We start from the raw sequence: 24,363 nt of genomic DNA, 5'->3' as shown, positions 1-24,363 counted from the left end.
GTCACACACCTCCGGTCAGGGTGATGCCGCCGTCCAGCACGAGCGTGCGGCCGGTGACCCACGCGGCGTCGTCGGAGAGCAGGAAGGAGACCGCCCCCGCGACGTCCTCGGGCACGCCCAGGCGGCCCAGGGGGTACTGGGCGGCGACCTTCTCCTCGCGGCCCTCGTAGAGCGCCGCGGCGAACCTGGTCTTGACCACGGCCGGGGCGACACCGTTCACGCGGATGCCGGGGCCCAGCTCGACGGCCAGCTCCTCGGTGATGTGGGTGAGCATCGCCTTGGTGGCGCCGTAGAAGCCGATGCCGGGGGAGGGCTTGGTCCCGGCCACGGAGGAGACGTTGACGACCGCGCCGCCGTGCTCGGCCATCCAGGAGTGGTAGGCCTTCTGCGTCCACGAGATCGCGGACAGGGCGTTGACCTCGAAGATCTTGCGTGCGGCGTCCAGGTCCAGGTCGACCATCCGTCCGTAGACCGGGTTGATGCCGGTGTTGTTGACGAACATGTCGACGCTGCCGAAGGCCTCCAGGGTGGCGGCGATCGCCGCGTCCTGGTGCTCGGGGTCGTCGGCCCGGCCGGGGACGCCGATGGCGTGCTCAGGGCCGCCCAGGGCCTTCACGGCCTCCTGCAGGGGCTCGGGCTTGCGCGCGGTGACGCACACGCGTGCGCCCTCGTCCACGAGCCGCTGGGCGATGGCCAGGCCGATGCCCCGGCTCGCACCGGTGACGATGGCGGTCCGGCCGCCGAACCGGGAAGTCATTCCGTTCTCCTTAAACCGACTGGTCGGTATGGCATGGCGACTCTATGTCCCGGAAGGTGCGCGCCGCAAGGGGACGGGGGCGCGCCGAGGCGGGACAATGGCGGCGCGGGCCAACGATGTCCCACCACGGACCGACGAGTGAGGGCTGCCATGACAACCGAAGTGGTCGACGCACGGGACCAGAGACGCTACGAGATCAGGGACGAGGAGGAGGTGGCGGGGTTCGCCGCCTACATCCTCACCGGCGAGCTCATCACCTTCACCCACACCGAGATCGACCCGGCCCACGAGGGGCGGGGGCTGGGCGGGACGCTGGTCCGCGGAGCCCTGGACGACGCCCGCTCGCGGGGGCTGTCGGTGCTTCCGCTGTGCCCCTTCGTCAAGGGCTGGATCCAGCGCCACCCCGACTACTCCGACCTGGTCTACCACGCTCCGAGCGAGTAGGCCGGCCGGCGGACCGAGAGCGGAGGAGAGCCGTTGGGCACCGACCACGGGCGCCAGGCGGGCTCTGGGGTCTTCGCCTCGCCGGAGGCCGACTCCCCGCGCAGTCCGGGCAGTGCCGCCGACGGCCGGGTCCTCCGGCGGCTGCGCCGGACCCGCCAGGCTCCGCGACATGCACGCCCTGACCGACACGGGCGCGGCCGGGGCCGGCCGCGACCCCGCGTCGACCCGCCGCGTGTACGACGTGGCGGGAACCATCGCCGGCGGCGCCTCCACCGGTTTCCTGCACGGGCCCGCGGTCCGGCGGGTGGAGCAGCTGACCGGACTGGTGCCGGTGCAGGGGACGGACACCTTCGTGTTCGGGCCCGACGAGGATCCGGTCCGGCGGGTGGAGCGGTTCGCCGCCGAGGTGGCGTCGGCGGTCCGCGAGGCGGTGCGCCGCGGACGGGCCTGAACCCACCGAACCGGACATATGTGGATCTACGCCATAAAGGTGGCGCATATCCCGTTGCCGAATCAGACGGTGGTGTCGAGGGTCAGCTTGCCGATGGTCCCCCGTGAACGCAGCGCCTCGTGTGCCCGGGAGGCCTCCGCGAGGGGGTAGGTCCCGCCCAGGACCGTCCGGAGGTGCCCCTCGGCCACCAGGGTGAACAGCTCGGCCATCGCCCGCTCCATCACGTTGCCCGGCAGTGTCCACACGTGCGGCAGCCACATGCCGCTCACCGTGGTGGAGAAGCGCATGAGGTTGGTGGGCTGCACCGGCGTGGGCAGCTCGCGCGAGGCCATCCCGTAGAAGGCCAGGCGTCCGAAGGGGGCCAGGGCCCGCACGCTCTGGTCGGTGACCCGGCCGCCGACCATGTCCAGGACGGCGTCCACGCGCTGGCCGCCGTTGGCCTCGATCAGCGCCTCGGTCATGTCGGGGGCGGAGGAGTCCACGACGGCGTCCGCGCCCAGCTCCACGGCCAGCGCGCGCTTCTCCTCGCTGCTGGCCACGGCGATGACCCGCCCGGCGCCGAACCGCTTGGCCAGCTGGACGGCGAGGGTGCCCACGCCGCCGCCCGCCGCGTGCACCACGACCGACTCGCCCGGGTCCATCCGCACGGACTTGCGCAGCAGCACCCAGGCGGTGGCGCCCTGCACGACCAGGGCGAGGGCGTCCTCGTCCGAGACCCCGTCGGGGATGTCGAAGCACATGTCGGGGACCGCGGTGGCCTTCTCGGCGTAGCCGCCGCTGGAGGACAGGGCGACGACGCGGTTGCCGTCGGAGGTGCGTCCGGCGATCTCCATGCCGGGGACCAGGGGCAGGGACGCGGGGGACAGGTAGCTGTTCTCGGCCTGGTGCGTGTCGGCGAAGTTGACGCCGACGCGGGTGACGTCGACGAGGACCTCGCCGGGACCGGGCTCGGGGTCGGGCAGTTCGGTGGGGGTGAGGACCTCGGGTCCACCGAACTCGGTGATCTGGATGGCGCGCATGGCGACCCTTCGTTCGTACGTTCAAACCGACCGGATGGTATGTTACCGGCCAGAAACCAGTGGGGCCGGCAACCGGTCCGGGAGCGTCGGGAAACGGTCCGTCGTGCTGGAGGGCGGTGGGCGCCCTCCCCGGGGCGGAAGGGGATTCCAGGGTCTTGCGCCCCTATACCTAACGTTGTTAGGTGGGGGTGTCGTGAACCGATCGGGAGGACGCACGTGGACGCCGAACGCACAGTGAAGACCATGGCCGGACGGGTCCGGGGCACCGCATCGCCGCGCTCGGAGAGCGGCGAGGTCACCGTCTACCGGGGCATCCCCTACGCCGCCGCCCCCTTCGGCGAACACCGCTTCTCCGCCCCGGCGCCCGCCTCCGCCTGGGACGGCGTCCGCGACTGCACCTCCTTCGGCCCGCCGCCCCCGCAGGGCGCCCAGTTCCTCGGCGCCGCGCCCTGGAGCCCGGAGACGTCCCTGGACTGCCTGTCCCTCAACGTGTGGACCGCCGCACGCGAGGGCGACCGGGCACCCGTACTCGTGTGGATCCACGGCGGCGCCTACATCGTCGGCGCCGCCTCCGAGGTCACCTACGACGGCACCAGGCTGGCCGAGAGCGGCCTCGTCGTGGTCGGGATCAACTACCGGTTGGGCTTCGAGGGCTTCGGACACGTTCCCGGACGCCCCGACAACCGCGGCCTGCTCGACCAGGCCGCCGCCCTGCGGTGGGTGCGGGAGAACGTCGCCGCCTTCGGTGGGGACCCCGACAACGTGACGGTGGCGGGGGAGTCCGCCGGCGCCGGGTCGGTGGTGTCCCTCATGGCCTCCCCGTCGGCCCGGGGGCTCTTCCGGCGGGCGATCGGGCACAGCGTCCCCGGCGACATGCTCACCGTGGACACCGCGCGCTCCGTCTCCGAGCGGATCGCCGAGGCCGCCGGGGTCCCGCTGGAGGCCGATGCGCTGGCCGCGCTGCCGCCGGAGAGGCTGCTGGAGGCCGTCGACTTCGCTTTGGCCCACTCCCCGTCGCGGGAGTCCGGGGGCGTGCGCACCCGGCCCTTCACCTGCTTCGCGCCCGTGGTCGGCGGACCCGAGCTGCCCGAGGCCCCGCTGGACGCGGTGGCGCGCGGCGCCGCATCCGAGGTGGACCTGCTCGTCGGCCACAACGCCCACGAGTACCGGTTGTTCACCGAGCTGGGGCAGGACGTGGAGATCGACGGCGAGTCCGCCCTGATGGTGACCGCCTCCCGGCTCGGGCTGGGCGAGGACGCGGTGGCCGCCTACCGCGAGGTGCACCCGGGGGCCACCCTGCGCGAGCTGTACGCCGCGATCCAGGGCGACGCCCTGTTCGCCGAGTACACCGCGCGCGTGGCCGAGGCCCACGCCGCGGCCGGGGGCCGCGCCCACTTCTTCCGGCTGGCCGCGGAGAGCCCCGCCATGCAGGGGCGGCTGGGCTCGTGCCACGCCTTCGACCTGCCGTTCGCGTTCGGCAACCTGGACACCGACTTCGGAAGGTTCCTGCTCGACGGTGAGCCCGGTGAGGAGCACCGGGCGCTGTCGGAGCGCATGGTCGCGGCCTGGCGTGACTTCGCGGCCACCGGCGACCCGGGGTGGCCCGCCGTGAGCGCCGACGCCACCGCGGTCAAGGTGTGGAACACCGAGGACCTGGTGCACGCCGACGACCCCTCGCCCGTGCGCGCCCTGTGGGCCGGTGCGGCCCTCGCCCCCAGGTAGACGCGCGGTACCCGGCGGCCGGCCCGCGTCCGCGGGCCGGCCCGGGGGAGGGGGCCGAGCCCTCCCGCGCGGCGACGGAGGCTCGGTCGCCGGGGACCATGCACACCAGCGCCTCGCCGCGAGTGTCGCCGGTACGTACCCGGCGGACCGCTCCGGCGGGGATCACGGCGGCCTGTCCGGGGCCATGCCGGCCTCCTCGCCGTCGGCGCCGACCTCCAACCGTCCGGAGACGGGCATCCACACCTGGTTCCGGTCGATCACGTGCTCGGGGGAGGCCGAGCCGGGCTCCAACCGCGCCCGCCAGGTGCTCAGCTGGTGACCGCCCCCGCCGCGCCCCGTCTGGTGAGGCGCCGACCGGGCCGCCGGCGCGCCTTCGCCCCGACGGCTTTCCCCGCAGCCGGGGTCGGAGGTAAAAGTCCGGGAAACTCCCCGATCTGACCGGACCGGGCGGGAGAGGCGGCCCCTCATGGGTAGGTGCGGGTGTCACCGGGGCTTGCCGGGCGCTCCGAAGAGGAGATCTGCCAGGGGACGGACGCAGCCGCCGGCGAACACCACCCCCCGGAGGTGAACGATGACCACGAACGTCTTCGTTCTGGGTCTCGACGAACAGAACCACGAGGTCCTGCTCTCGCTGCCCGACGAACGCGGCTACCGCTTCCTCCCGCTGCTCGACCTCGACGAACTCGGCCAGGACCGGGAGGTGGACATGCCCGGCCTGCTCGCCCTGGCGACGGAGAGGCTGGAGTCCTTCGACGACACGGTCGACGCGATCCTCGGCTTCTGGGACTTCCCGGTCAGCTCGCTGGTGCCGCTGCTCGGCCGGGAACGGGGACTGCCGTGCGCGCCCCTGGACGCCGTCGTCCGGTGCGAGCACAAGTACTGGAGCCGTCTGGAGCAGCGTGCCGTCATCCCCGAGGCCGTCCCCCGGTTCGCCGAGGTCGACCTCGACGCCACGGCCAAGCCGGAGGGGCTGTCCTACCCCCTGTGGGTCAAACCGGTGAAGTCCTTCTCCTCCGAGCTGGCCTTCCGGGTCACCGACGACACCGGGTTCGGCGAGGCGATGGACGAGATCAGGGCGGGCGCCGGGCGCCTCGGCGAGCCCTTCCAATGGGTGATGGACCGGGTGCGGCTGCCTTCCGAGGTCGCCGAGGCCGGGGGCACGGCCGCGATGGTCGAGGAGGAGGCCACGGGCGACCAGCTCACCGTCGAGGGCTACGTCCGCGGCGGCGTTCCCCACGTCTACGGGATCGTCGACTCCCCCTGCTATCCGGGCACGTCGAGCTTCCTGCGCTTCGAGTACCCCTCCTCCGTACCCGAGGAGGTCGTCGACCGCCTGACCGATCTGACCGAGCGCGTGATCTCCCGGGTCGGACTGGACGACGTCACCTTCAACATCGAGTACTTCCACGACCCGCGGAGCGGCGCCATCAGGCTCCTGGAGATCAATCCGCGGCACTCCCAGTCACACGCCAGGCTGTTCGAGCTCGTGCGCGGGGTGTCCAACCACGAGATCGGCCTGCGGGTCGCCCTGGGTGAGGAGCCCGAGCTGGAACGCGAAGGGGGGTACGCGGTGGCCGCCAAGTGGTTCCTGCGCCGCTTCCGCGACGGCCTCGTCTCGGCGGTGCCCACCGAGGAGGACATCGCGCGCGGAGGAGAAGGTACCGGGAACGAAGGTGGAGGTCGTCGTGAGCCGGGGCCAGCGGCTCTCCGACCTGGCCATCCAGGACAGCTACAGCTTCGACCTGGCCCACGTGTTCGTGGGCGCGGGGGACAGCGCGGAGTGCGAGCGCAGGTACCGGGCCTGCGTGGAGGGGCTGCCCTTCACGATCCGGGACATCGCCGAAGAGGACTGAGCACAGAGAGGAGCCGGTGACGATGAGGACCGTCAGCGATCTTCCGAACGACGTCCGTGAGGACGAGTACATCCAGATCCCGCTCAGCGACGGCGTCCGGCTCGCCGCACGGATCTGGCGCCCGGTGGGGAGCGAGAACGACCCGGTGCCGGCGGTCCTGGAGTTCATCCCGTACCGCAGGCGCGACCTGACCGCGCAACGCGACTCGATACACCACCCCTACATGGCCGGACACGGGTACGCGTGCGCCCGCGTGGACCTGCGCGGCAGCGGCGACTCCGGGGGCGTGCTCACCGACGAGTACCTGGAGCGCGAGCTCCTGGACGCCGAGGAGGTGCTCGCCTGGCTCGCCGACCAGCCCTGGTGCGACGGCCGCACCGGCATGATGGGCATCTCCTGGGGCGGGTTCAACGCCCTGCAGGTCGCCGCACGGCGGCCCGAGAGTCTGCGCGCGATCATGACGGCCTCCTCCACCGACGACCGGTACTCCGACGACGTGCACTTCATGGGCGGGTGCCTGCTGGGGGACAACCTGTCCTGGGCCTCCACGATGTTCGCCTACAACTCCTGCCCGCCCGATCCGGCCCTGGTCGGCGGGCAGTGGCGGAAGATGTGGCACGAGCGGCTGGAGCACAGCGGCCTGTGGCTCGACACCTGGCTGCGGCACCAGCACCGGGACGGGTACTGGAAGCACGGTTCGGTGATCGAGGACCTGGGTGCGATCCAGGTGCCCGTCATGGCCGTCAGCGGTTGGGCCGACGGCTACTCCAACTCGGTCTTCCGGCTGCTGGCGGGACTGGGGGTTCCCTGCCTCGGGCTGCTGGGCCCCTGGTCGCACAAGTACCCGCACCTGGGCCAGCCCGGCCCCGCCATCGGCTTCCTCCAGGAACTGGTGCGCTGGTGGGACCGCTGGCTCAAGGGCATCGACAACGACGTGATGGAGGCGCCCGCCCTGCGGGCCTGGATGCAGGAGAGCGTGGTCCCCTCCACCGCCTACGAGGAGCGGCCCGGGCGCTGGGTCGGTGAGCGGGAGTGGCCGTCACCGAACATCGTGTTCGAGTCACGCTCGCTGGGGGCCGGCCGGGTGCTCGGAGAGGGGGAGCCGGAGAAGAGGGAGGGCGCCCTGACCCTGTCCTCTCCGCTGTCCACCGGACAGCACGCGGGCAAGTGGTGCTCCTACAACGCCCCTCCGGACCTGCCCTACGACCAGCGCGAGGACGACGGCGGCTCCATCGTCTTCGACAGCGTGCCGCTCCCCGAGCGGTTGGAGATCCTCGGCTCCGCGGTGGTCGAACTCGAACTCGCCGTGGACCGGCCCGACGCGATGATCGCGGTACGGCTGAGCGACGTCACGCCCAAGGGGCAGGCCACGCGTGTGACCTACGGGCTGCTGAACCTCACCCACGCCAACGGCCACGAGAGGCCGGAGAAGCTGGTGCCCGGGCGCAGGTACCGCGTTTCGGTCCCCCTCAACGGGGTGGCGCAGGCGTTCCCGCCCGGACACCGGGTGAGGATCTCGGTCTCCACCTCCTACTGGCCGCTCGTGTGGCCCTCGCCCGAACCGGTGACCCTCTCCGTGTTCCAGGGGGAGCACACCCGCGTCCACCTTCCGGTACGCCCTGCCGAAAGCGAGGGCGACGGGCGTGAGGTGGCGCCCTTCGGCGAACCCGAGGGCACCGCCCCCGTCACGACGAGCCGGATCGAGTCGGGCGAGGAGCGGTGGGACCTGAACCAGGACCTCGTGAACTACGAGTCCTCGCTGAACGTGGTCAAGGACCTGGGGACGGTGCGCTTCGACGACATCGACCTGGAGGTGACCCGGCGCGCGGACGAGCGCTACAGCCATGTCCACGACGACTACGACTCGGTCCGGGGCGAGACGGCGTGGACGATGGGCTTCGCCCGCGGCGACTGGTCCGTGCGGACCGAGACCCGTACGGTGCTCACCTCCACCGCGACCGACTTCCACCTGCACGCGACACTCGACGCCTACGAGGGCACGAGGCGTGTGGCCACGAAGATCTACACCTCGGTGATCCCGCGGGACTGCGTCTGAGCCCGGCGCCCCCGTCCGCGTGGGTCAGGCCCGGGCCGGGCAGGTGAGCCGCTCCCGGCACTCCACGGCGGTCCACACCATTCCGGCGCCCCCTGCCAGGAGCCGCTCGTCGGTGATCCGCGGCAGGGCCGGGCGCAGGCGCGCGGCCAGCTCGTTCAGGTGGGCGTGCCGCTCGGCCAGCGGGTAACGCGGCGGAGCCTGGTCGGTGAGGGCCGCCAGCCGGGCCGAGAACGCCGGTTCGGCCACGGACATCAGCTCGTGCGCCGAGCCCTCGTCCACGGCGCGCGGCACCGCGGAACCTGGTGAGCGTGTCCGGTTCGTCCAGCCAGGGGGTGGCGAGTTCGTCCAGGATCCCCGAGCGCAGGCTCGGGGACAGCGCGGCGGCGGGCGAGCCCTGCGAGACGATCGCGTCCACCCGCGCACGTATCCGCCCGGGCGGGGGGAGGCCGTGAACCGCTCGGCGTCGCGCAGCGCCCCGGTGTCCGCGGACACCGGGGCGCTCCGTTCCCGCACGTTCGGCTCCGGGACCGCCGTCGGGAGGGCCCGGGCGGGGGCGCTACTTTCCGAGGCCCGCGCGGCGCAGCGCCTCGGCCATCGCTCCCTGTGGGGCACCGCCACCGCCACCACCGCCGTTGCCTCGTCCGCCGCCCCGGCGGCCGCTGCCGCCGCCGCGACGGCGGTCGCCACCGCCACCGCGGCCGCCGCGCTCCTCACGGCCGCCCCTGCCGCCGCCGGAGGGGGCCTCGTCGTCCAGGCGCATGGTCAGCGAGATGCGCTTGCGCGGGATGTCGACGTCCTGGACCTTGACCTTGACGATGTCGCCCGGCTTGACCACGTCGCGCGGGTCCTCCACGAACTTGTGCGAGAGCGCCGAGACGTGCACCAGGCCGTCCTGGTGCACGCCCACGTCCACGAACGCGCCGAAGGCCGCCACGTTGGTGACCACGCCCTCCAGGATCATGCCCTGCTCCAGGTCCTCCAGCTTCTCCACGCCCTCCCTGAAGGTGGCGGTGGTGAAGGCCGGACGCGGGTCGCGGCCGGGCTTGTCCAGCTCGGCGAGGATGTCGTTGACCGTCGGCAGGCCGAACGTGTCGTCCACGAACTCCTCGGGGCGCACCCGCGACAGCACGTCCTTGTTGCCGATGAGCGAGGGCAGGTCGGTCCCCACCCGGTCCAGGATGCGCCGCACCACGGGGTAGGCCTCCGGGTGCACCGCCGAGGCGTCCAGCGGGTCGTCGCCGCCGGGCACGCGCAGGAAGCCCGCGCACTGCTCGAAGGCCTTGGGGCCCAGGCGCGGCACCGAGCGCAGCTCCTTGCGGGTGCGGAAGGGGCCGTTGGCGTCGCGGTGCGCGACGATGTTGCGCGCCAGGGTGGAGGTCACGCCCGAGACCCGGGTCAGCAGCGGCACCGACGCGGTGTTGACGTCCACGCCCACGCCGTTCACACAGTCCTCGACGACGGCGTCCAGCGAGCGCGACAGCTTCGCCTCGGCCAGATCGTGCTGGTACTGGCCCACGCCGATCGACTTGGGGTCGATCTTGACCAGCTCGGCCAGCGGGTCCTGCAGGCGGCGGGCGATGGAGGCGGCGCCGCGCAGCGACACGTCCAGGTCCGGCAGCTCCTCGGAGGCGTAGGCCGAGGCCGAGTACACCGACGCGCCCGCCTCCGACACCATCACCTTGGTGAGCTTGAGCTCGGGGTGGCGTTTGATCAGGTCGGCGGCGAGCTTGTCCGTCTCACGGGAGGCGGTGCCGTTGCCGATGGCGACCAGCTCCACGGAGTGGGCGGCGCACAGCCTGGCCAGGCTGTCGATGGAGCCGTCCCAGTCGCGGCGGGGCGCGTGCGGGAAGATCGTGTCGGTGGCCACGACCTTGCCGGTGGCGTCGGTGACGGCGACCTTGACGCCGGTGCGCAGCCCCGGGTCCAGGCCGAGGGTGGCGCGGCTCCCGGCGGGTGCGGCCAGCAGCAGGTCGCGCAGGTTGGCGGCGAACACGTTCACGCCGTCGTCCTCGGCCCGCTGCCACAGCCGCATGCGCACGTCGATGTCCAGCCGTACCAGGATGCGGGTGCGCCAGGCCCAGCGCACGGTGTCCTGGATCCAGCGGTCGGCGGGCCGGCCGCGGTCCACGAGCCCGAAGTGGTGGGCGATGGCGTTCTCGTAGGTGCTGCGGGGCGTGGTGCCGTCGGGGTTCTGGGCGGGCGGCTCCTCCGGCTCCAGGGTGAGGGTGAGGACCTCCTCCTTCTCGCCCCGGTACATGGCCAGGACGCGGTGGGAGGGGAGGTCGGTGAGGGCCTCGGAGAAGTCGAAGTAGTCGGCGAACTTGGCGCCCGTCTCCTCCTTGCCCTCGCGGACGGCCGAGACCAGGCGGCCCTTCTCCCACAGCCGCTCGCGCAGGAGGCCGGTGAGGTCGGCGTCCTCGGCGAAGCGCTCCACCAGGATGGCGCGGGCCCCGTCCAGGGCGGCCTTGGTGTCGGCCACGTCCTTGGAGGGGTCGACGTAGGCGTCGGCGGTCTCCTGCGGGTCCAGGGCGGGGTCGGCCAGCAGGGCCTCGGCCAGCGGTTCGAGTCCGGCCTCGCGCGCGATCTGGGCCTTGGTGCGCTTCCGGGGCTTGTAGGGGAGGTAGATGTCCTCCAGGCGGGCCTTGGAGTCGGCCGCGTTGATGCGGGCCTCCAACTCCTCGTCCAGCTTGCCCTGGGAGCGGATCGACTCCAGGATCGTGGTCCGGCGTTCGGCCAGCTCACGCAGGTAGCGCAGGCGCTCCTCCAGGGCGCGCAGCTGGATGTCGTCCAGCGCGCCGGTGGCCTCCTTGCGGTAACGGGCGATGAAGGGCACGGTCGATCCGCTGTCGAGGAGCTCGACGGCGGCGGTGACCTGGTGCGCGCCCACGCCGAGTTCCTCGGCGATGCGCTGGTCGATCGTGGGTGTCGCAGGGGTCGTCACTGGTTCAACGTCCACTCTCTGGCTGTTCGGTGCGGGGACATTCTGGTGTCGGGGGAGGACATTGTCATCCCGGCGGGTCCCGTGTCCCAGGTTCTCGCACTGTGGCGCCGGTCGCGCACCGGTCCCGCCGGGGCGGTGCGCGGATGTCCCGCACCGGCGTGCGGGAACGGGGCGAAAGGGGTGGTTCCGCAAAGGCGGCGGGTGCGGCGCCGCCGTGCGGGGGGCGGGGTTTTGCGGTCGCGCGGTCTCGGGGGGCGGGTCCGGGGAGCGTGCGGTGCTCCGGACCCCCTGTTCCAGGAAAGCGGAAGGGGCCGGTCGGCGGTAGTCCCTGTGGACGACCGCGCGTCGGCCCCTCGCGCTCGCGTACGGAGGCGGCGGACCCCGGGTCAGCCGTCGGTCTCGTTCAGGTAGTCGGGGGCGTAGTACTCGTCGAGGGGGAGCGGGCCCCGGTACCCCTGGCACATGCACTGGCGGTAGGTGGAGCTGGCCTGCCCGGTCCAGCGGCCGGGGATGACCACCTGGGTCTGGCACCTCTTGCTCTGCTGGTCGTGGAAGACCAGGTGGTGGCCGCACCCGCAGAGCGGCTGGGGGTTCTGCGAGCCGCCCAGGGCCCTGGACTGCTCCTGTCGGCGCTGCTGTTCGAGGGTCTCCCGTGTCTGGCGCTTGGTCACCAGGCGGCCGAACAGGAACCCACCGAGCGCGATCGTGGCTCCGAAGACCATGGAGACCGGATCCATCCGGCGACACCTCATTCCTTGATCCGCGACCCGCCCCGGATCCCGGGGCTTGTCCCCATTGTCGCCCATAACGGGCTTCCGGGCTCGGGGCGGTCGCGGATGCGTACTCCGTGGCGCAGTGTGACAGAGTCACCCCCTCCTGTAATGAGAGGAAATATTTGCATGGGCATCTTTGCAAAGAGATCTTTGGAATACGGTGGTGCCATCCTCCCGACCCCAGGAGACCGAGATGGAAACCGAACCCTTCGCCACCGCCACCACGCCGCCGGGAAAGGAGCGCCTCGGCAGGGCCTTCCACCGCTTCTGGGCGGCCGGAACCCTCACCAACCTCGGCGACGGCATGCTCGCCACCGGGCTGCCGCTCATCGCCGCCACCCTGACCCACGATCCGCTCGCCGTCTCCGGACTGGTGGTGGCCCGCTTTCTGCCCTGGCTGCTCGTCGGCCCCTTCGCGGGCGTGCTGCTCGACCGGGTGGACCGCCTGCGCGCCATGACGGTCTCCAGTACGGTCGCCGCGGCGGCCGTCGCCGTCCTCGCCGCGGCGGTCGCCACCGGCCAGGCCACGATCTGGGCCATGTACGCGACGCTGTTCGTGGTGGTCTGCTGTGAGACGGTCACCGACCCGGTCACCCGGATCACCGTCTCCCGCATCGTGCCGGGCCGGCTGCTCGACCGGGCCAACAGCAGGCTGGAGGGCGGCCGACTGGTGGCCCAGGAGTGCCTGGCCGCTCCCGTGGCCGGGGTGCTCTTCACCGTCGCCGCCGTCCTGCCCGTGGCCGGGACGGCGGTGTCCTACGGCCTGTGCGCCGTGCTCGTGGCGACCGTCGCCGTGATGCTGCGGCGCACCCCCTCCCTGGTCGCCGCACCCGAGGACGAGGGGGAGGCCGAACCGGGCCAGGGGGCCCTGCGCTCGCTCCGGGAGGGCCTCGGCTACGTCTTCGGCCACCCGCTGATGCGGGCCCTGATGCTCAACAACGCCGGGATCATGATCGGCGTCCAGATGGCCGTGTCCGTGCTGGTGCTCTACGCCCAGGACGTCCTGGGCGTCCCCGAGGCCCTGTACGGGCTCTTCGTCTCCTCGATCGCCGTCGGCGGCCTCCTGGGCTCGGTGTCGGCCTCCCGGCTCGTGGTGCTCGTCGGACGCAGGGCGGTCATGATGGGCGGATACCTGGGGATGGGGGCGTGCCTGCTCATGGTCGGCCTGCTGCCCCACGCCTGGCTCGCCGCCGCGGTGTGGGGGGTGATGGGCCTGTGCATGACGGTCTCCAACGTCGCCGGTTCCCTGTTCTTCCAGACCGTGGTCCCCTCCCGCCTGCGCGGCCGGGCGGCCGCCGCCAGCCGCATGCTCGGCTGGGGCCTGGCGCCGGTCGGCGCGCTCCTGGGCGGCCTGCTGGGCCGCATCGACCTGGCCCTGCCCTTCCTGGTCGGCGGGCTGGTCATGGTGGTCACGCCCCTGGTCTTCCGCGGGGCCGTCGCCGAGTGCGCCCGTCTGTCCGACGAGGCCACCGCGGAGCTGGACGCCGACCAGGGCCGCTGACCCCCGCCCGGGGCCCTCGGAGGCGCACACGTGCGCCCACGAGGCAAAGAAAGGTTTGCAATGACCTGTTGGCGCAGGGGCTCCCGCAGTACGGTGACGCCATGAACGACGACTCAGAAGCGCTCCCCGGCACCGAGGAACAGCTGCAGGTGGACGCCCAGGCCCTGCGCGGCCTGGCCCACCCGCTGCGCGCCCGCATCCTGGACGAACTCGCGCTCAACGGCCCGGCCACCGCCACCCTCCTGGGCCGGCGCCTGGGGGAGAGCAGCGGTGCCACCAGCTACCACCTGCGCCAGCTGTCCCGCTACGGGTTCATCGGCGACGAGCCCGGGCGCGCGGGCGGCCGGGAGCGGTGGTGGCGGATCCGGCCCGGCGGCTGGCGCATGCGGGGGCACGAGTTCCTCAGCAGGCCCGAGACCCGCGCGGTCGTCCAGGGCGTCCTGGGCCGCTACTACCAGCAGCGGCAGGAGCGGTTCGAGCGGTGGACCGCGTCGGTGTCGCAGACCCCCGACGCCCCCGCGGTGCGGCGGTGGAAGGACGCCGCCACCGACTCCACCAGCCACGTCCGGATGACCCCGGAGGAGACCGTGGAGTTCGCCGAGGCGCTCCACGGCTTCCTCCGGTCCCAGGCCGAACGACTCCGGGACCGGACCCCCGAGACCCACCCCGGCACCGAGAGCGTCGAGCTTCAGGTCAACCTCTTCCCCGTCCTGCCCGAGGCCGAGGAGGACTGACCCCTGAAGGGGCGGGCTCAGGCCCCGCGCAGCTTCTTCAGCGTGGCCACGTCGGCGGCGTGCGGGCCGGCCGGGCCCGGGGTCTCCAGGACGAGCGGCACCCCGGCGCTCACCGGGTGCCGGAACAGCTCCCCGAACGGCTCCGCCCCGATGTGCCCGGCGCCGATGTTCTCGTGCCGGTCCTTGCAGCTGCCGCACGCGGCCTTGGAGTCGTTGCAGTGCACGACCTTCAGGCGGTCGGCGCCGACCACCTCGCCGAAGCGGTCCAGCGCCGCGCGCATGCCCTCCGCCGTGGAGACGTCGTGCCCGGCGGCGAACATGTGCGCGGTGTCCAGGCACACGCCCACGCGCGGGTGCCACTCCAGGACCTCCATGTAGGCGGCCAGGTCGTCGATGGTCGCGCACAGCACCTGGCCCTGACCGGCCATCGGCTCCAGCAGCACCGGCGGGACGTCCTCGCCCAACTCCTCCAGCAGCGGCATCAGCCGCTCGCGGGTGCGCGAGAGCCCCGCGTCCCGACCGCCGGAGACGGCCGAACCGGTGTGCACCACCACGCCCAGCGCGCCGATCTCGGCCGAGCGGCGCAGCGCGTGCTCCAGTGAGCGCACCGACTTCTCCGCGGTCTCCTCGCCGGGGGTGCCCAGGTTGATCAGGTAGGGGGCGTGCACGAACACGGGCAGGTCGGTGCGCTCGCGCATCAGCGCGTCCTGCGCCGGATCGCCTCCGTTGGTCGCCCACCCGCGCGGGTTGGACACGAACACCTGGACGGTCTCGGCGCCGATCTCCTCGGCGTAGGCCAGGCCCTTGGTGGCCATGCCGCCCGCGACCGGGACGTGCGCGCCGACCGGGGACGGAGGCCGCTGCTGCTCACTGTTGCTCATCGCCCAAAGCCTAGAGGCCGCGTGGAGCGGCCGGTCCGTGCCGGTGCTCACACCGGGCGCTCCCGAAGGGGCGCGGCGGCGGTGCTCCCGCCGCCGCACCGGGGCCCTAGCGCCCCGCCGGGATCGGGCGGTTGGAGTGGAGGATCCCGCCCGGGTCGTACTCCGCCCTGAGCCGGGTCAGGCGCTCGTGGTCGCGGGGGTCGAAGACCTCACGGACCTCCTCCTCGTCCATCGGCCCGAACCCGAGCGTGAACGAGCGCCCCACCGCGTGCTCGTCGAACAGCGCCGCGGCCTCCTCGCGCAGGTCGCGCATCGCCCCGGTGTCCTCGGGGTCGGCGAAGGTCATGACCGTCAGCGCGTAGGCGGCGCCTCGGTGTCCGACCGCGTTGGCCGCCTCCGGTCCGCGGGCCAGGGCGCCGCCCAGGTGGCGCAGCCAGACCACGCAGAAGAACGGCGCCGACCCCGTCAACCGGGCCAGCCCGGCCAGCGCCTCCTCGTCCAACCGGTCCACCAGCACGCTGCGGCCCCGGAAGCCCGCCTGGTCGCGGTGCTCGTCGAAGACCTCGCCCGACTCCGCGTAGGGCATCTCGCGCAGGGTGTCGAACAGCACCGGGGCGGCCGAGCGCAGCGGTTCCACGACCGCAGGGCCCTGCTCGGGAGCTCCGGACCAGGCCACCGACACCTGGGCGACCTGGCGACCGCGCAGCTCCTCGGGCACCCCGTCCATGTCCGGGTAGACCAGCGTGGACACGCCCGAGGTCAGTTCCTCGGGCACCGTCCCGGTCCACCGCCGCCACGCCTCCAGCGCACCGGGTTCGGCCGTCATGTCGAGGTAGAGGCTCCCGCCGTAGATCCGCGGGACCGGGAACAGGCCGATCTCCATCCCGGTGACCACGCCGAACGCGCCCGCGCCACCACCGCGCACCGCCCAGAACAGGTCCGGTTCGCCCTCCTCGGTGACCTGGCGCAGGCGGCCGTCCACGGTGACCAGGTCGACGCGCCGTACGTGGTCGGCGGCGAACCCGTACCTGCGGGCCAGCAGTCCCACGCCGCCGCCGAGCGTGTAGGACACCGCCCCCACACCGGGTGCGCTGCCCGACAGCGGTGCCAGGCCGTGCTCGGCGGCCGCGTCGGCCACCATCTGCCAGGTGGCCCCGGCCCCCACCCACGCCGTGCTCCGGTCGGGGTCCACCCGTACCTCGCCGAGGCGGTGGGTGACGATGAGGACGCCGCCCTCCATGCCGGCGCCGAGCCCGTGCCCGGTGAGCTGGGCCGACACCGGCAGGCCCCGCCCCGCCGCCCAGGACACGGCCGCGCGCACGTCCTCGCCGTCGGCGGCCTCCACCACGGCGCCGGGCCGGTGCCGGTCCAACAACTGCATCCCCGTGCGCGCCTCGTCGTAGGCGTCGGTCCCGGGTGCGTGCACCGGTCCGGTCACCCGCCCGGCCAGGTCCCGCACCATGTCCGTGTCGTTCGTCTTCTCACTCATGCCGGCCACCGTAGGAACCGATGCGGTCACATCACGGCCGCGATCTCTGGCAGTCTGCGTCCATGAGCGGATCCGTACGCGGGGAGATGCCGCAGCGGCTGCTGCGCCTGCTGTCGCTGCTGCAGCTCCGGCGCGAGTGGAGCGGCGCGGAACTGACCGAACGGCTCGGTGTCAGCGCCCGCACCCTGCGCCGCGACGTCGAGCGCCTGCGCGGACTCGACTACCAGGTGGAGGGCACGCCCGGTGTCGCGGGCGGCTACCGGCTCGCCTCCGGACGCGACCTGCCACCGCTGCTGCTGGACGACGAGGAGGCCGTCGCGACCGCCCTGGGCCTGGTCACCGTCACCGGTGTGGGGGACAGCGCGCCACGGGCCCTGGCCAAGCTCGAACGCGTCCTGCCCGCCCGTCTGCGCCCGCGCCTGGCCGCTGTCCGGGACACCGCCTCGGCCGTGCCGCACGTGGCGGCGCCCGTCAGGGTCGACCCCACCGTTCTGGGGCTGCTGGCCTCCCTCTGCCGGGACCGCGTGGTCACCGGCTTCGACTACCGCGACCGGGCGGGCAACGCGCGCGAGCGCCGGGTCGAGCCGCACCACCTGGTCGCCCACGGCGGGCACTGGTACCTGATCGCGCACGACACCGACCGCGACGACTGGCGCACCTTCCGGGTGGACCGCGTCAGCGGCCCGAGGGCCACCCACAGGCGGTTCACACCGAGGCCGCTCCCCGCGCCCGACCCGGCGGCCTTCCTCACCCGCCTCTTCGCCGCCGGAGTGTACGGCCACACCGTGCGCGTCACCGTGGGGCTGTCCGCCGAGGCCTTCCGCACCCGCTTCCACGGCCCCCTGCCCGGAGGGGTCGAACCGCTGGACGACCACGGCTGCCGGGTCCGGATCAGCGCCGACTCCCTGGACCTGGTCTGTCAGTACACGGCCGCCGTCCTCTCCCTCGGCGCCCCCTTCACGCTGGAGGCCCCGCCCGAGGTCGCCGAGCGACTGCGCGCCCTCGCCTCCGGCCTGGCCGGGGTGCGCGAACACGTCGCCGACGGGCACGGAGAGCGCTAGTCTCGTGGCCGTGAACACCGAGACCGCGCACCTCACACTGTCCGACGTGACCACGGCCTTCGAACAGGTCTACCCGCCCGGGTGGGCCGCCTCCTGGGACGCGGTCGGACTCGTGGCGGGCGACCCCGCCCAGCCGGTCGCCCGGATCCTGTTCGCCGTCGACCCGGTCGACGCGGTCGTCGACGAGGCCCTCACCTGGGGCGCCGACCTGGTCATCACCCACCACCCGCTGATGCTCCGCGGTGTGACCAGCGTGGCCGCCAACACCCCCAAGGGGCGGATCGTGCACCGGCTCATCCGTTCCGGGACCGCCCTGTACACCGCGCACACCAACGCCGACACCGCCTCGCCCGGGGTCTCCGACGCCCTGGCCGGCGCCGTCGGCCTCACCGGGCCGCTGCGCCCCCTGGACCCCGACCCCACCGACTCCGAGGGGCGCCGCGGCATCGGCAGGATCGGCGCCTTGGACCGGCCGGTGGTCCTGCGCGAGTTCGCCCAGCAGGTCGCGCGGGGACTGCCCGCCACCGCCGCCGGGATCCGCGTCGCCGGTGACCTGGACCGCCTCGTGACCACCGTCGCGGTGTCCGGGGGCGCGGGAGACTCCCTGCTCGGCGCCGCCCGGGCCGCCGGCGTGGACGCCTTCGTCACCTCCGACCTGCGCCACCACCCCGCCTCGGAGTTCGTGGAGGAACCGGGTGGCCCCGCCCTGATCGACACCGCCCACTTCGCCAGCGAGTGGCCCTGGCTGGCCGACGGCGCGGACCACCTGGCCGAGGCGCTCGGGCGCACGGCCGGCCCCGATGCGGCTAACGTGGAGATCCGCGTTTCTACGACGGTGACGGACGCCTGGTCACAGGCCGTCCCGCACGTCTGAGAGCCCGCCGCCCCGCAGCGGGGCGGTCCGACCAACTGCACAGAGTAGGGCGCGGGCGGCATCCTCGCCTTCCCCAGCCACCCCAGGAGACGTCACACGTGAAAGCCGAACCCGCAACACAGGCCAGACTGCTCGACCTCCAGGAGCTGGACACCGAACTCCAGCGCCTGGACCACCGCGCGCGGACCCTGCCGGAGGTCGCAGAGGCGGCCCGGCTCAAGGAGCGGGTGGACCAGATCGACAGTGAGCTGATCTCGGCCCAGACCAAGGCCTCCGACGTCCAACGCCAGCAGCGCAAGGCCGAGAGCGACGTCGACCAGGTGCGCACCCGCGCCGACCGGGACACCAAGCGCCTGGAGTCGGGACAGATCACCAACGCCAAGGAACTGCAGAACCTGCAGTCGGAGATCGCCTCTCTGGGCCGCCGCCAGGCCGAGCTGGAGGAGGTCGTCCTGGAGGTGATGGAGCGCGCGGAGGAGCTCAACGCCGAGGTGGCCCGCCTGACCTCCGAGCGGGAGCGGACCGTGGCCGAGCACACCGAGGTGGTCGCCCGCCGCGACACCGCCGCGGCCGGAATCCAGTGGGACCGCGCCCGCGTGGTCGAGAACCGCGCCCGCGTGGCCGAGGACGTCCCCGCCGACCTGCTGGCCCTCTACGACAAGCTGCGCGCCCAGTACGACGGTGTGGCCGCCGCCCAGCTGCGCTACGGCCGCTGCGGGGGCTGCAAGCTGGCTCTGAGCACCGTCGAGCTCAACGAGATCAAGGCCACTCCCGCCGACGAGATCGTGCGCTGCGAGGACTGCCGCCGCATCCTGGTCCGCACCGAGGAGTCGGGCCTGAACCCCCAGGACGGGCAGTGAGCACCGTCTGGGGCGCACCCGACACCGCGCCGACCCGGCTCGTCCTGCTGCGGCACGGGCAGACGCCGTGGTCGGTGGAGCGCCGCTTCGCGGGGCGGGAGGACATCCCGCTGACCGAGGACGGGCAGGCGCAGGCCAAGGCGGCGGCCCAGCGCCTGGCCTCGCGGCCGATCGACGCGGTGGTCTCCTCGCCGCTGCTGCGGACCAGGGACACCGCCGCCCACGCCGCCGAGGCGCTCGGGCTTCCGGTCGAGATCGACGAGGGGTTCGTCGAAACCGACTTCGGGGCCTGGGAGGGGATGACGTTCGCCGAGGCCAGGGCCGAGGCACCGGCCGAGGTCGACCGCTGGCTGGCCGACCCCGGGAACGCCCCGCCCGGCGGGGAGAGCTTCGCCGAGGTGGCCCGGCGGGTGGTCGCCGCCCGGGACGCCCTGGTCGAGCGGTACCGGGGGCGCACCGTCCTGGTGGTCTCGCACGTGACACCCATCAAGGTGGTGGTGCAGCAGGCCGTGCTCGCCCCGTTGGAGGCGCTGTCCCGGATGCACCTGGACACCGCGTGCCTGAACGAGGTGGACGTGTTCGCCGACGGCCCCATGGTGGTGCGCTCGTTCAACGACACCGCCCACCTGGACTGAGGGCCGGCAGGGCGATCGGGGCTCCCGCCAGGGCGTAGGATGGGGAGCGAGGGGAGTCGGCCAGACGGCCGCGGACCGCGCCAGGTGCGCGGGTTCGAGGAAAGTCCGGACTCCACAGGGCAGGGTGGTCGGTAACACCGACCCGGGGTGACCCGCGGGACAGTGCCACAGAAAGCAGACCGCCACCGCTCGCGGTGGTAAGGGTGAAACGGTGGTGTAAGAGACCACCAGCGGCCGGAGTGATTCGGTCGGCTCGGTAAACCCCACCCGGAGCAAGGTCAAAAAGGGGACCCCAGGGTCCCCGCGCGGATGTTCGAGGGCGGCCCGCCCGAGTCCGCGGGTAGACCGCACCGAGGCCGTCGGCAACGGCGGTCCCAGATGGATGGCCGTCCGGTCCCTCGGGACCGACAGAATCCGGCTTATCGGCCGACTCCCCCTCCTCCAAGTCTCTGACCTGCGCCGCAGTGCGGGAGAGCCGGCCGTGTCTGCTCCCTGTTTGCTCCGGGCCGACCGGGAAGACCCGTCGGCCCGGTCGTCCGGCGACCCGCCCGGGCGCGGGCCCGTCCGTCTCCGGGGGCGTTCGCGGCCATCGGCGCGGGGCGCGCCACACGGCTACATTCCTACAGCCCGGCGGTGATGGCCTCCTGCCCTCGCGCACCGATAGATTGGCCTTGCGCTCCCCACCCCGGGCGAGTTCCGGAGCGTGTACGCCCGTGGACCGACGTCCGGGGTCGACGGCCCACGGGTATCCGCGTTCACGGGAATGGGTGACTCTTGTTCGAATCCACCACCTTCTGGGTGGCTCTCTTCGGCCTGCCGGTCCTGGCCATCGTGGTGATCATCCTGCTCGCCTCCTACCAGGCGTCGGGTGTTCAGCAGGACGGCCGCGACGACGCCCCCGAAGAGGACTCGTCCAGCAGCTGATCCCCCTCGACCGCGCCCGGCCTCGGGCGGGGCACCGGCTCGCTCGCACCCTGGGCGCCCCGCACGGGCGTGAACTCACCCGTCCCGGCGTCCAGGAGGTGCACCCTCGCCGTCTCCAGGTCGTAGTACATTCCCGACAGCTCCAGCTCGCCCGACTCCACCCGCTCGCGCACCACCGGGTACCCCATGAGGTTGCCCATCTGCTCCTGCACGTTGGCCTGGGCCAGGCGGCGCAGCGCCTCGGCGGTCGGCAGGCCCGCCAGGGCGCCGGAGTCCTCGCCCGCGCGCGCCAGGCTCCCCGCGCCGTTGGCCAGCCACCGGCACATGTGCGAGGTCCCCGCCTCGCCCGGCTCCAGGTGCGCCTTCTCCAGCAGGGCCTTCATCGCCCCGCAGTGCGAGTGGCCGCACACCACGATCGACGGCACCCGCAGGACGTTCACCGCGTACTCGATCGCCGCGCCCACCGACCCGTCGCCCGGAGCCTCACGCGGCGGCACGAGGTTGCCGAGGTTGCGGATCGTGAACAGGTCGCCGGGCCCGCTCGAGGTGATCAGGTTGGGCACCACCCGCGAGTCGGCGCAGGTGACGAACAGAGCGGTCGGGTGCTGTCCGTGTGACAGGCGGGTCATCACCGACCGCATCCGGTCGGCCGTACTGGAGTGGTACTCGCGGGCGCCGGCGGCCAACAGGCCCAGCGGGTTGACCTCGCGGCCGGCGTCGCCGCGCATGTCCCAGGGTGCCCACCAGCGGGCCAGGCCCTCGGGCCCGGTCTTGGTCGCGGGTGCCGACAGCGTGGAGTTGCGCGTGTACCAGTTCTCGTGCACCTCGTCGATGTCGACGCTGCCACCGGTGCGCTCGTGGTCCACCCTCCAGGCGTGGATGGCCTCGAAGGCGGCGTGGTCCATGAAGTCCACGTGCAGGTCCAGGTCGACCCGCGCGCCCCCGGGGACGGTGCGCAGCACGTGCGCGAGCCGGGGAACACCCAGGAAGGTGAGCGAGCCGTGCACGGTGACGTGCACGCGGTCGGCGCGTTCCTCGGTGGTCACCGTCAGCTTGGTGAGCCTGCGCAGGGACACGACCATGGCCAGCGCGAAGCCGATGGACACCCCTTCGAGCAGCCCCAGGAAGACCACACTGAGCAGGGTCACCAGGTAGACGCTGCCCTCGTGGTGGCGGCGCAGGTCGCGCAGGTGGGCGACCGAGACCATCTGGACGCCGATGAACACCAGCAGCGCGGCCAGCGCGGGCATCGGGATCAGCTCGACCACGTTCGCGAACAGTGCGACGAACAGCAGGATCCACACCCCGTGCAGAATGGTCGAGAGCGGGGTACGGGCCCCCGCGCGCACGTTGGTGGTGCTGCGCACGATCACACCGGCGACGGGCAGCCCGCCCAGCGCACCGCTGATGGTGTTGGCCGCGCCCTGCCCGCACAGCTCCCGGTTGAGCATGACCCGGCGTCCGCTGTGCAGCCGGTCCACGGCGATCGCGGCGAGCAGCGACTCGACGCTGGCGACCATGGCCACGGCGGCCACACCCACGGCCACGCCGTGCCACTGCCCGGCCTCGGGCAGCATCGGACCGTTCCAGGCGCCGGCGAGCGAGTCGGGCAGGACGACGGTCTCCACCTGCCACCGGCTCATGGTGGCGATGACGGTCGCGGTGCCCACCGCCACCAGCGCGGCGGGGACCACGGCGGGCCGGAACCGTCCCAGGGAGGGCAGCCTGTTCCAGGTGAACATGATCGCGATGGTGATCACGCCGACCGCGACCGCCGGGCTGTGGTTGTGCGCGATCTGGTGGGGCAGGTCGGCGATGTTGGCCAGGGCCGAGCTCTGGGGCGCCCCGCCCAGCACCACGTGCAGCTGGGCCAGGGCGATGGTGACCCCGACCCCGGCGAGCATGCCGTGCACGACGGCGGGGGAGACGGCCAGGGCGGCCCGGGCGATGCGGAAGGCGCCCAGGGCGAGCTGGACCAGTCCGGCCAGCAGGGTGATCAGGCAGGTGGTCCGCCAGCCGTGGGTCATGATCAGATCGGCGACGATGATGGTCAGACCGGCGGCCGGGCCGCTGACCTGCACCACCGATCCGCCGACGAGTCCGGCGACGATCCCGCCGACGACGGCGGCGATGATCCCGGCGATGAGCGGGGCGCCGGAGGCGACGGCGATCCCCAGGGACAGGGGGACGGCGACCAGGAAGACCACGAGCGAGGCGCCGACGTCGGCGGCGATCCTCGTGCGGTCGATGCGGGGCCCGGGTGCGGCCGCGACGGCGGGCGGCCTCTCGGGCGCGACTCCCTGGGCGTCGTTGCGCATGGTTGCTCCGTTCGGGTTGGACCAGGCATGTGGTGCGTGGGCGCTCGGGGACGGCGGTGTCCGGGTGGGGGACGCTCGTGGAGGCGAAGGGACGAGCGAGCCCGTAGAGTGTCGCGTCAATCACCAACTGTAGCCAATCCTTGGCGCGCGATGTTACGGACTGTTGTGGTTTTGGTAACCATTTTCCCGACTTCACGCGTCCGCGGGGAGAACCCGGACAGAAGAAACCCCGAGGCGGTGGGGTTTGCCCACCACCTCGGGGGTGTGAAGCGATGAAACGCACCGGGCGTCACACCCGGCAGCCCGCTACCGGGTGTTACCGGAGCGCGTAGGGAAGGTCACAGGAACCGGCCGTCCTCGTAACCGCCCTCGTAGTGTTCCTGGCCGTAGCCGCGCCGGTCGTGCGGATCGGCCGGGTACTGCGCCGGGGCCTGCGGGCCGCTGGGGCGGTCTCCCTCGCCGCCGGGCCGCCAGCCCTCACCGGGGTAGCCGCCGTACTCGGGCTGCTGCGGCCCGGTCGGATAGCCGCCGTTCGGGGTGCCGGGGTAGCCGCCCGCGGGGCCGGCCGTCGAGGGGTCGAAGCGGTCGCCCGCTCCCGGATGGCCGCCGTATCCCGGGGGCAGGTCACCGTGGGCCCGTCCGGCGGGGTGGCCGCCCGTGGGATAGGAGCCGTACGGGTGGTTCTGCGCCTCACCGGGGAACGCGGGCCCGCCGGGGGAGGAGGGGGGACCGGGGGGCCGACCCGCGGGACCCTGGTCGAACGGCGAGGGCACACCGTGTACCGGGGTGTGGGAACCGCTCGCACCGCCCGTGGCACCGGGGCCGCCCATGCCTCCCGGATCGCTCATCCCTCCCGGTAGGCCCGTTCCGCCGGAACCGCCGGGGGCTCCGAACGCCTCACCGCTCTCCTGCCCGCCCCACAGCGGAGGGTTGGGGTCCGGGTAGGCGGCCCGGTTGTGGGTGCCGCTGGTGTAGGGGCTGTGGGTGTGGGGTCCGGTGTCGTAGTTGTCGAGGTTGAAGGAGTCGGTGTCGTAGGCGGGGCGGGTGTGGTTGCCGGTGTCGAACTCCGG

19 protein-coding genes, 1 other RNA gene and 2 pseudogenes are annotated in these 24,363 nt (G+C 73.0%); 13 read left to right on the top strand and 9 right to left on the bottom strand.

Annotated elements, in window-relative coordinates:
* Position 1: 1 nt before the first annotated feature.
* The gene (locus tag A6A08_RS13395; protein WP_073702926.1) at positions 2-757 is read right to left on the bottom strand and encodes an SDR family oxidoreductase; all 756 of its coding nucleotides are present in this window, start codon (positions 755-757) and stop codon (positions 2-4) included.
* A 150-nt stretch (positions 758-907) separates the two neighbouring features.
* Here A6A08_RS13395 and A6A08_RS13390 point away from each other — a divergent pair, with 150 nt between their 5' ends.
* Both A6A08_RS13390 and A6A08_RS13385 read left to right on the top strand, forming a co-directional pair.
* Entirely contained in the window at positions 908-1,201 is a 294-nt protein-coding gene (locus A6A08_RS13390) for a GNAT family N-acetyltransferase (protein ID WP_073702925.1), read from the top strand.
* Between the two features lie 169 nt (positions 1,202-1,370).
* Positions 1,371-1,652: a hypothetical protein gene (locus A6A08_RS13385; protein ID WP_143181758.1), complete on the top strand. Its 282-nt coding sequence runs from the start codon at positions 1,371-1,373 to the stop codon at positions 1,650-1,652.
* Between the two features lie 62 nt (positions 1,653-1,714).
* Here A6A08_RS13385 and A6A08_RS13380 read toward each other — a convergent pair whose 3' ends face one another.
* Positions 1,715-2,671, bottom strand: coding sequence for an NADPH:quinone oxidoreductase family protein (locus A6A08_RS13380; protein ID WP_073702923.1), 957 nt, complete (start codon positions 2,669-2,671; stop codon positions 1,715-1,717).
* 216 nt (positions 2,672-2,887) lie between these two features.
* Here A6A08_RS13380 and A6A08_RS13375 point away from each other — a divergent pair, with 216 nt between their 5' ends.
* From A6A08_RS13375 to A6A08_RS13365, 3 genes and pseudogenes are all read left to right on the top strand, one after another.
* Entirely contained in the window at positions 2,888-4,393 is a 1,506-nt protein-coding gene (locus A6A08_RS13375; RefSeq protein WP_073702922.1) for a carboxylesterase/lipase family protein, read from the top strand.
* A gap of 571 nt (positions 4,394-4,964) precedes the next feature.
* Positions 4,965-6,246: pseudogene (locus A6A08_RS13370) on the top strand (acetyl-CoA carboxylase biotin carboxylase subunit family protein).
* A gap of 22 nt (positions 6,247-6,268) precedes the next feature.
* Entirely contained in the window at positions 6,269-8,302 is a 2,034-nt protein-coding gene (locus A6A08_RS13365; protein WP_073702921.1) for a CocE/NonD family hydrolase, read from the top strand.
* A 24-nt stretch (positions 8,303-8,326) separates the two neighbouring features.
* Here the strand turns inward: A6A08_RS13365 and A6A08_RS27580 are convergent, their stop codons facing one another.
* From A6A08_RS27580 to A6A08_RS13350, 3 genes are all read right to left on the bottom strand, one after another.
* A complete protein-coding gene (locus A6A08_RS27580; RefSeq protein WP_073702920.1) occupies positions 8,327-8,593 on the bottom strand; it encodes a hypothetical protein in 267 nt (88 codons plus the stop codon).
* Positions 8,594-8,858: 265 nt separating this feature from the next.
* The gene (locus A6A08_RS13355) at positions 8,859-11,243 is read right to left on the bottom strand and encodes a Tex family protein (RefSeq protein ID WP_073702919.1); all 2,385 of its coding nucleotides are present in this window, start codon (positions 11,241-11,243) and stop codon (positions 8,859-8,861) included.
* 386 nt (positions 11,244-11,629) lie between these two features.
* Complete coding sequence (locus A6A08_RS13350) at positions 11,630-11,980, bottom strand: hypothetical protein (RefSeq protein ID WP_073702918.1); 351 nt, start codon at positions 11,978-11,980, stop codon at positions 11,630-11,632.
* 229 nt (positions 11,981-12,209) lie between these two features.
* On the opposite strand from A6A08_RS13350, the gene A6A08_RS13345 reads away from it, so the two are divergent.
* Positions 12,210-13,517, top strand: a complete 1,308-nt coding sequence (locus A6A08_RS13345; protein ID WP_073702917.1) for an MFS transporter — start codon at positions 12,210-12,212, stop codon at positions 13,515-13,517.
* Positions 13,518-13,618: 101 nt separating this feature from the next.
* Positions 13,619-14,251, top strand: a complete 633-nt coding sequence (locus tag A6A08_RS13340; protein ID WP_073702916.1) for a helix-turn-helix transcriptional regulator — start codon at positions 13,619-13,621, stop codon at positions 14,249-14,251.
* 17 nt (positions 14,252-14,268) lie between these two features.
* Here A6A08_RS13340 and A6A08_RS13335 read toward each other — a convergent pair whose 3' ends face one another.
* Together A6A08_RS13335 and A6A08_RS29140 are read right to left on the bottom strand one after the other, a co-directional pair.
* Positions 14,269-15,132 carry a deoxyribonuclease IV gene (locus A6A08_RS13335; RefSeq protein ID WP_073702915.1) on the bottom strand — a complete coding sequence of 288 codons (864 nt, stop codon included), beginning with the start codon at positions 15,130-15,132 and terminating at the stop codon, positions 14,269-14,271.
* 106 nt (positions 15,133-15,238) lie between these two features.
* The gene (locus tag A6A08_RS29140) at positions 15,239-16,621 is read right to left on the bottom strand and encodes an FAD-binding oxidoreductase (RefSeq protein ID WP_073702914.1); all 1,383 of its coding nucleotides are present in this window, start codon (positions 16,619-16,621) and stop codon (positions 15,239-15,241) included.
* Between the two features lie 62 nt (positions 16,622-16,683).
* Here A6A08_RS29140 and A6A08_RS13325 point away from each other — a divergent pair, with 62 nt between their 5' ends.
* From A6A08_RS13325 to A6A08_RS28210, 6 genes are all read left to right on the top strand, one after another.
* On the top strand, positions 16,684-17,682 hold the full coding sequence (locus A6A08_RS13325; protein ID WP_073702913.1) for a YafY family protein: 999 nt from the start codon (positions 16,684-16,686) through the stop codon (positions 17,680-17,682).
* Between the two features lie 4 nt (positions 17,683-17,686).
* A complete protein-coding gene (locus A6A08_RS13320; protein WP_073702912.1) occupies positions 17,687-18,556 on the top strand; it encodes a Nif3-like dinuclear metal center hexameric protein in 870 nt (289 codons plus the stop codon).
* Between the two features lie 98 nt (positions 18,557-18,654).
* Entirely contained in the window at positions 18,655-19,416 is a 762-nt protein-coding gene (locus A6A08_RS13315) for a zinc ribbon domain-containing protein (protein WP_073702911.1), read from the top strand.
* Entirely contained in the window at positions 19,413-20,051 is a 639-nt protein-coding gene (locus A6A08_RS13310) for a histidine phosphatase family protein (protein WP_073702910.1), read from the top strand. Before A6A08_RS13315 ends, A6A08_RS13310 begins: the two co-directional genes overlap by 4 nt.
* Before the next feature lie 52 nt (positions 20,052-20,103).
* An RNA gene (gene rnpB, locus A6A08_RS13305) (RNase P RNA component class A) lies at positions 20,104-20,489 on the top strand.
* 336 nt (positions 20,490-20,825) lie between these two features.
* Positions 20,826-20,975 (top strand): hypothetical protein, encoded by a 150-nt coding sequence (locus A6A08_RS28210; protein ID WP_199866922.1) that lies wholly within the window; start codon positions 20,826-20,828, stop codon positions 20,973-20,975.
* Here A6A08_RS28210 and A6A08_RS13300 read toward each other — a convergent pair.
* Positions 20,924-23,293: a bifunctional SulP family inorganic anion transporter/carbonic anhydrase gene (locus A6A08_RS13300; protein ID WP_073702909.1), complete on the bottom strand. Its 2,370-nt coding sequence runs from the start codon at positions 23,291-23,293 to the stop codon at positions 20,924-20,926. The genes A6A08_RS28210 and A6A08_RS13300 overlap by 52 nt on opposite strands.
* 338 nt (positions 23,294-23,631) lie before the next feature.
* Positions 23,632-24,363 (bottom strand): annotated as a pseudogene (locus A6A08_RS13295) (hypothetical protein); the annotation flags it as partial.

The organism is Nocardiopsis sp. TSRI0078 (assembly GCF_001905145.1).
In the GTDB taxonomy this organism is placed as follows: domain Bacteria; phylum Actinomycetota; class Actinomycetes; order Streptosporangiales; family Streptosporangiaceae; genus Nocardiopsis.
The sequence above is the reverse complement of the archived record's forward strand: the minus strand, read 5'-3'. Positions and strand labels throughout refer to the sequence as shown.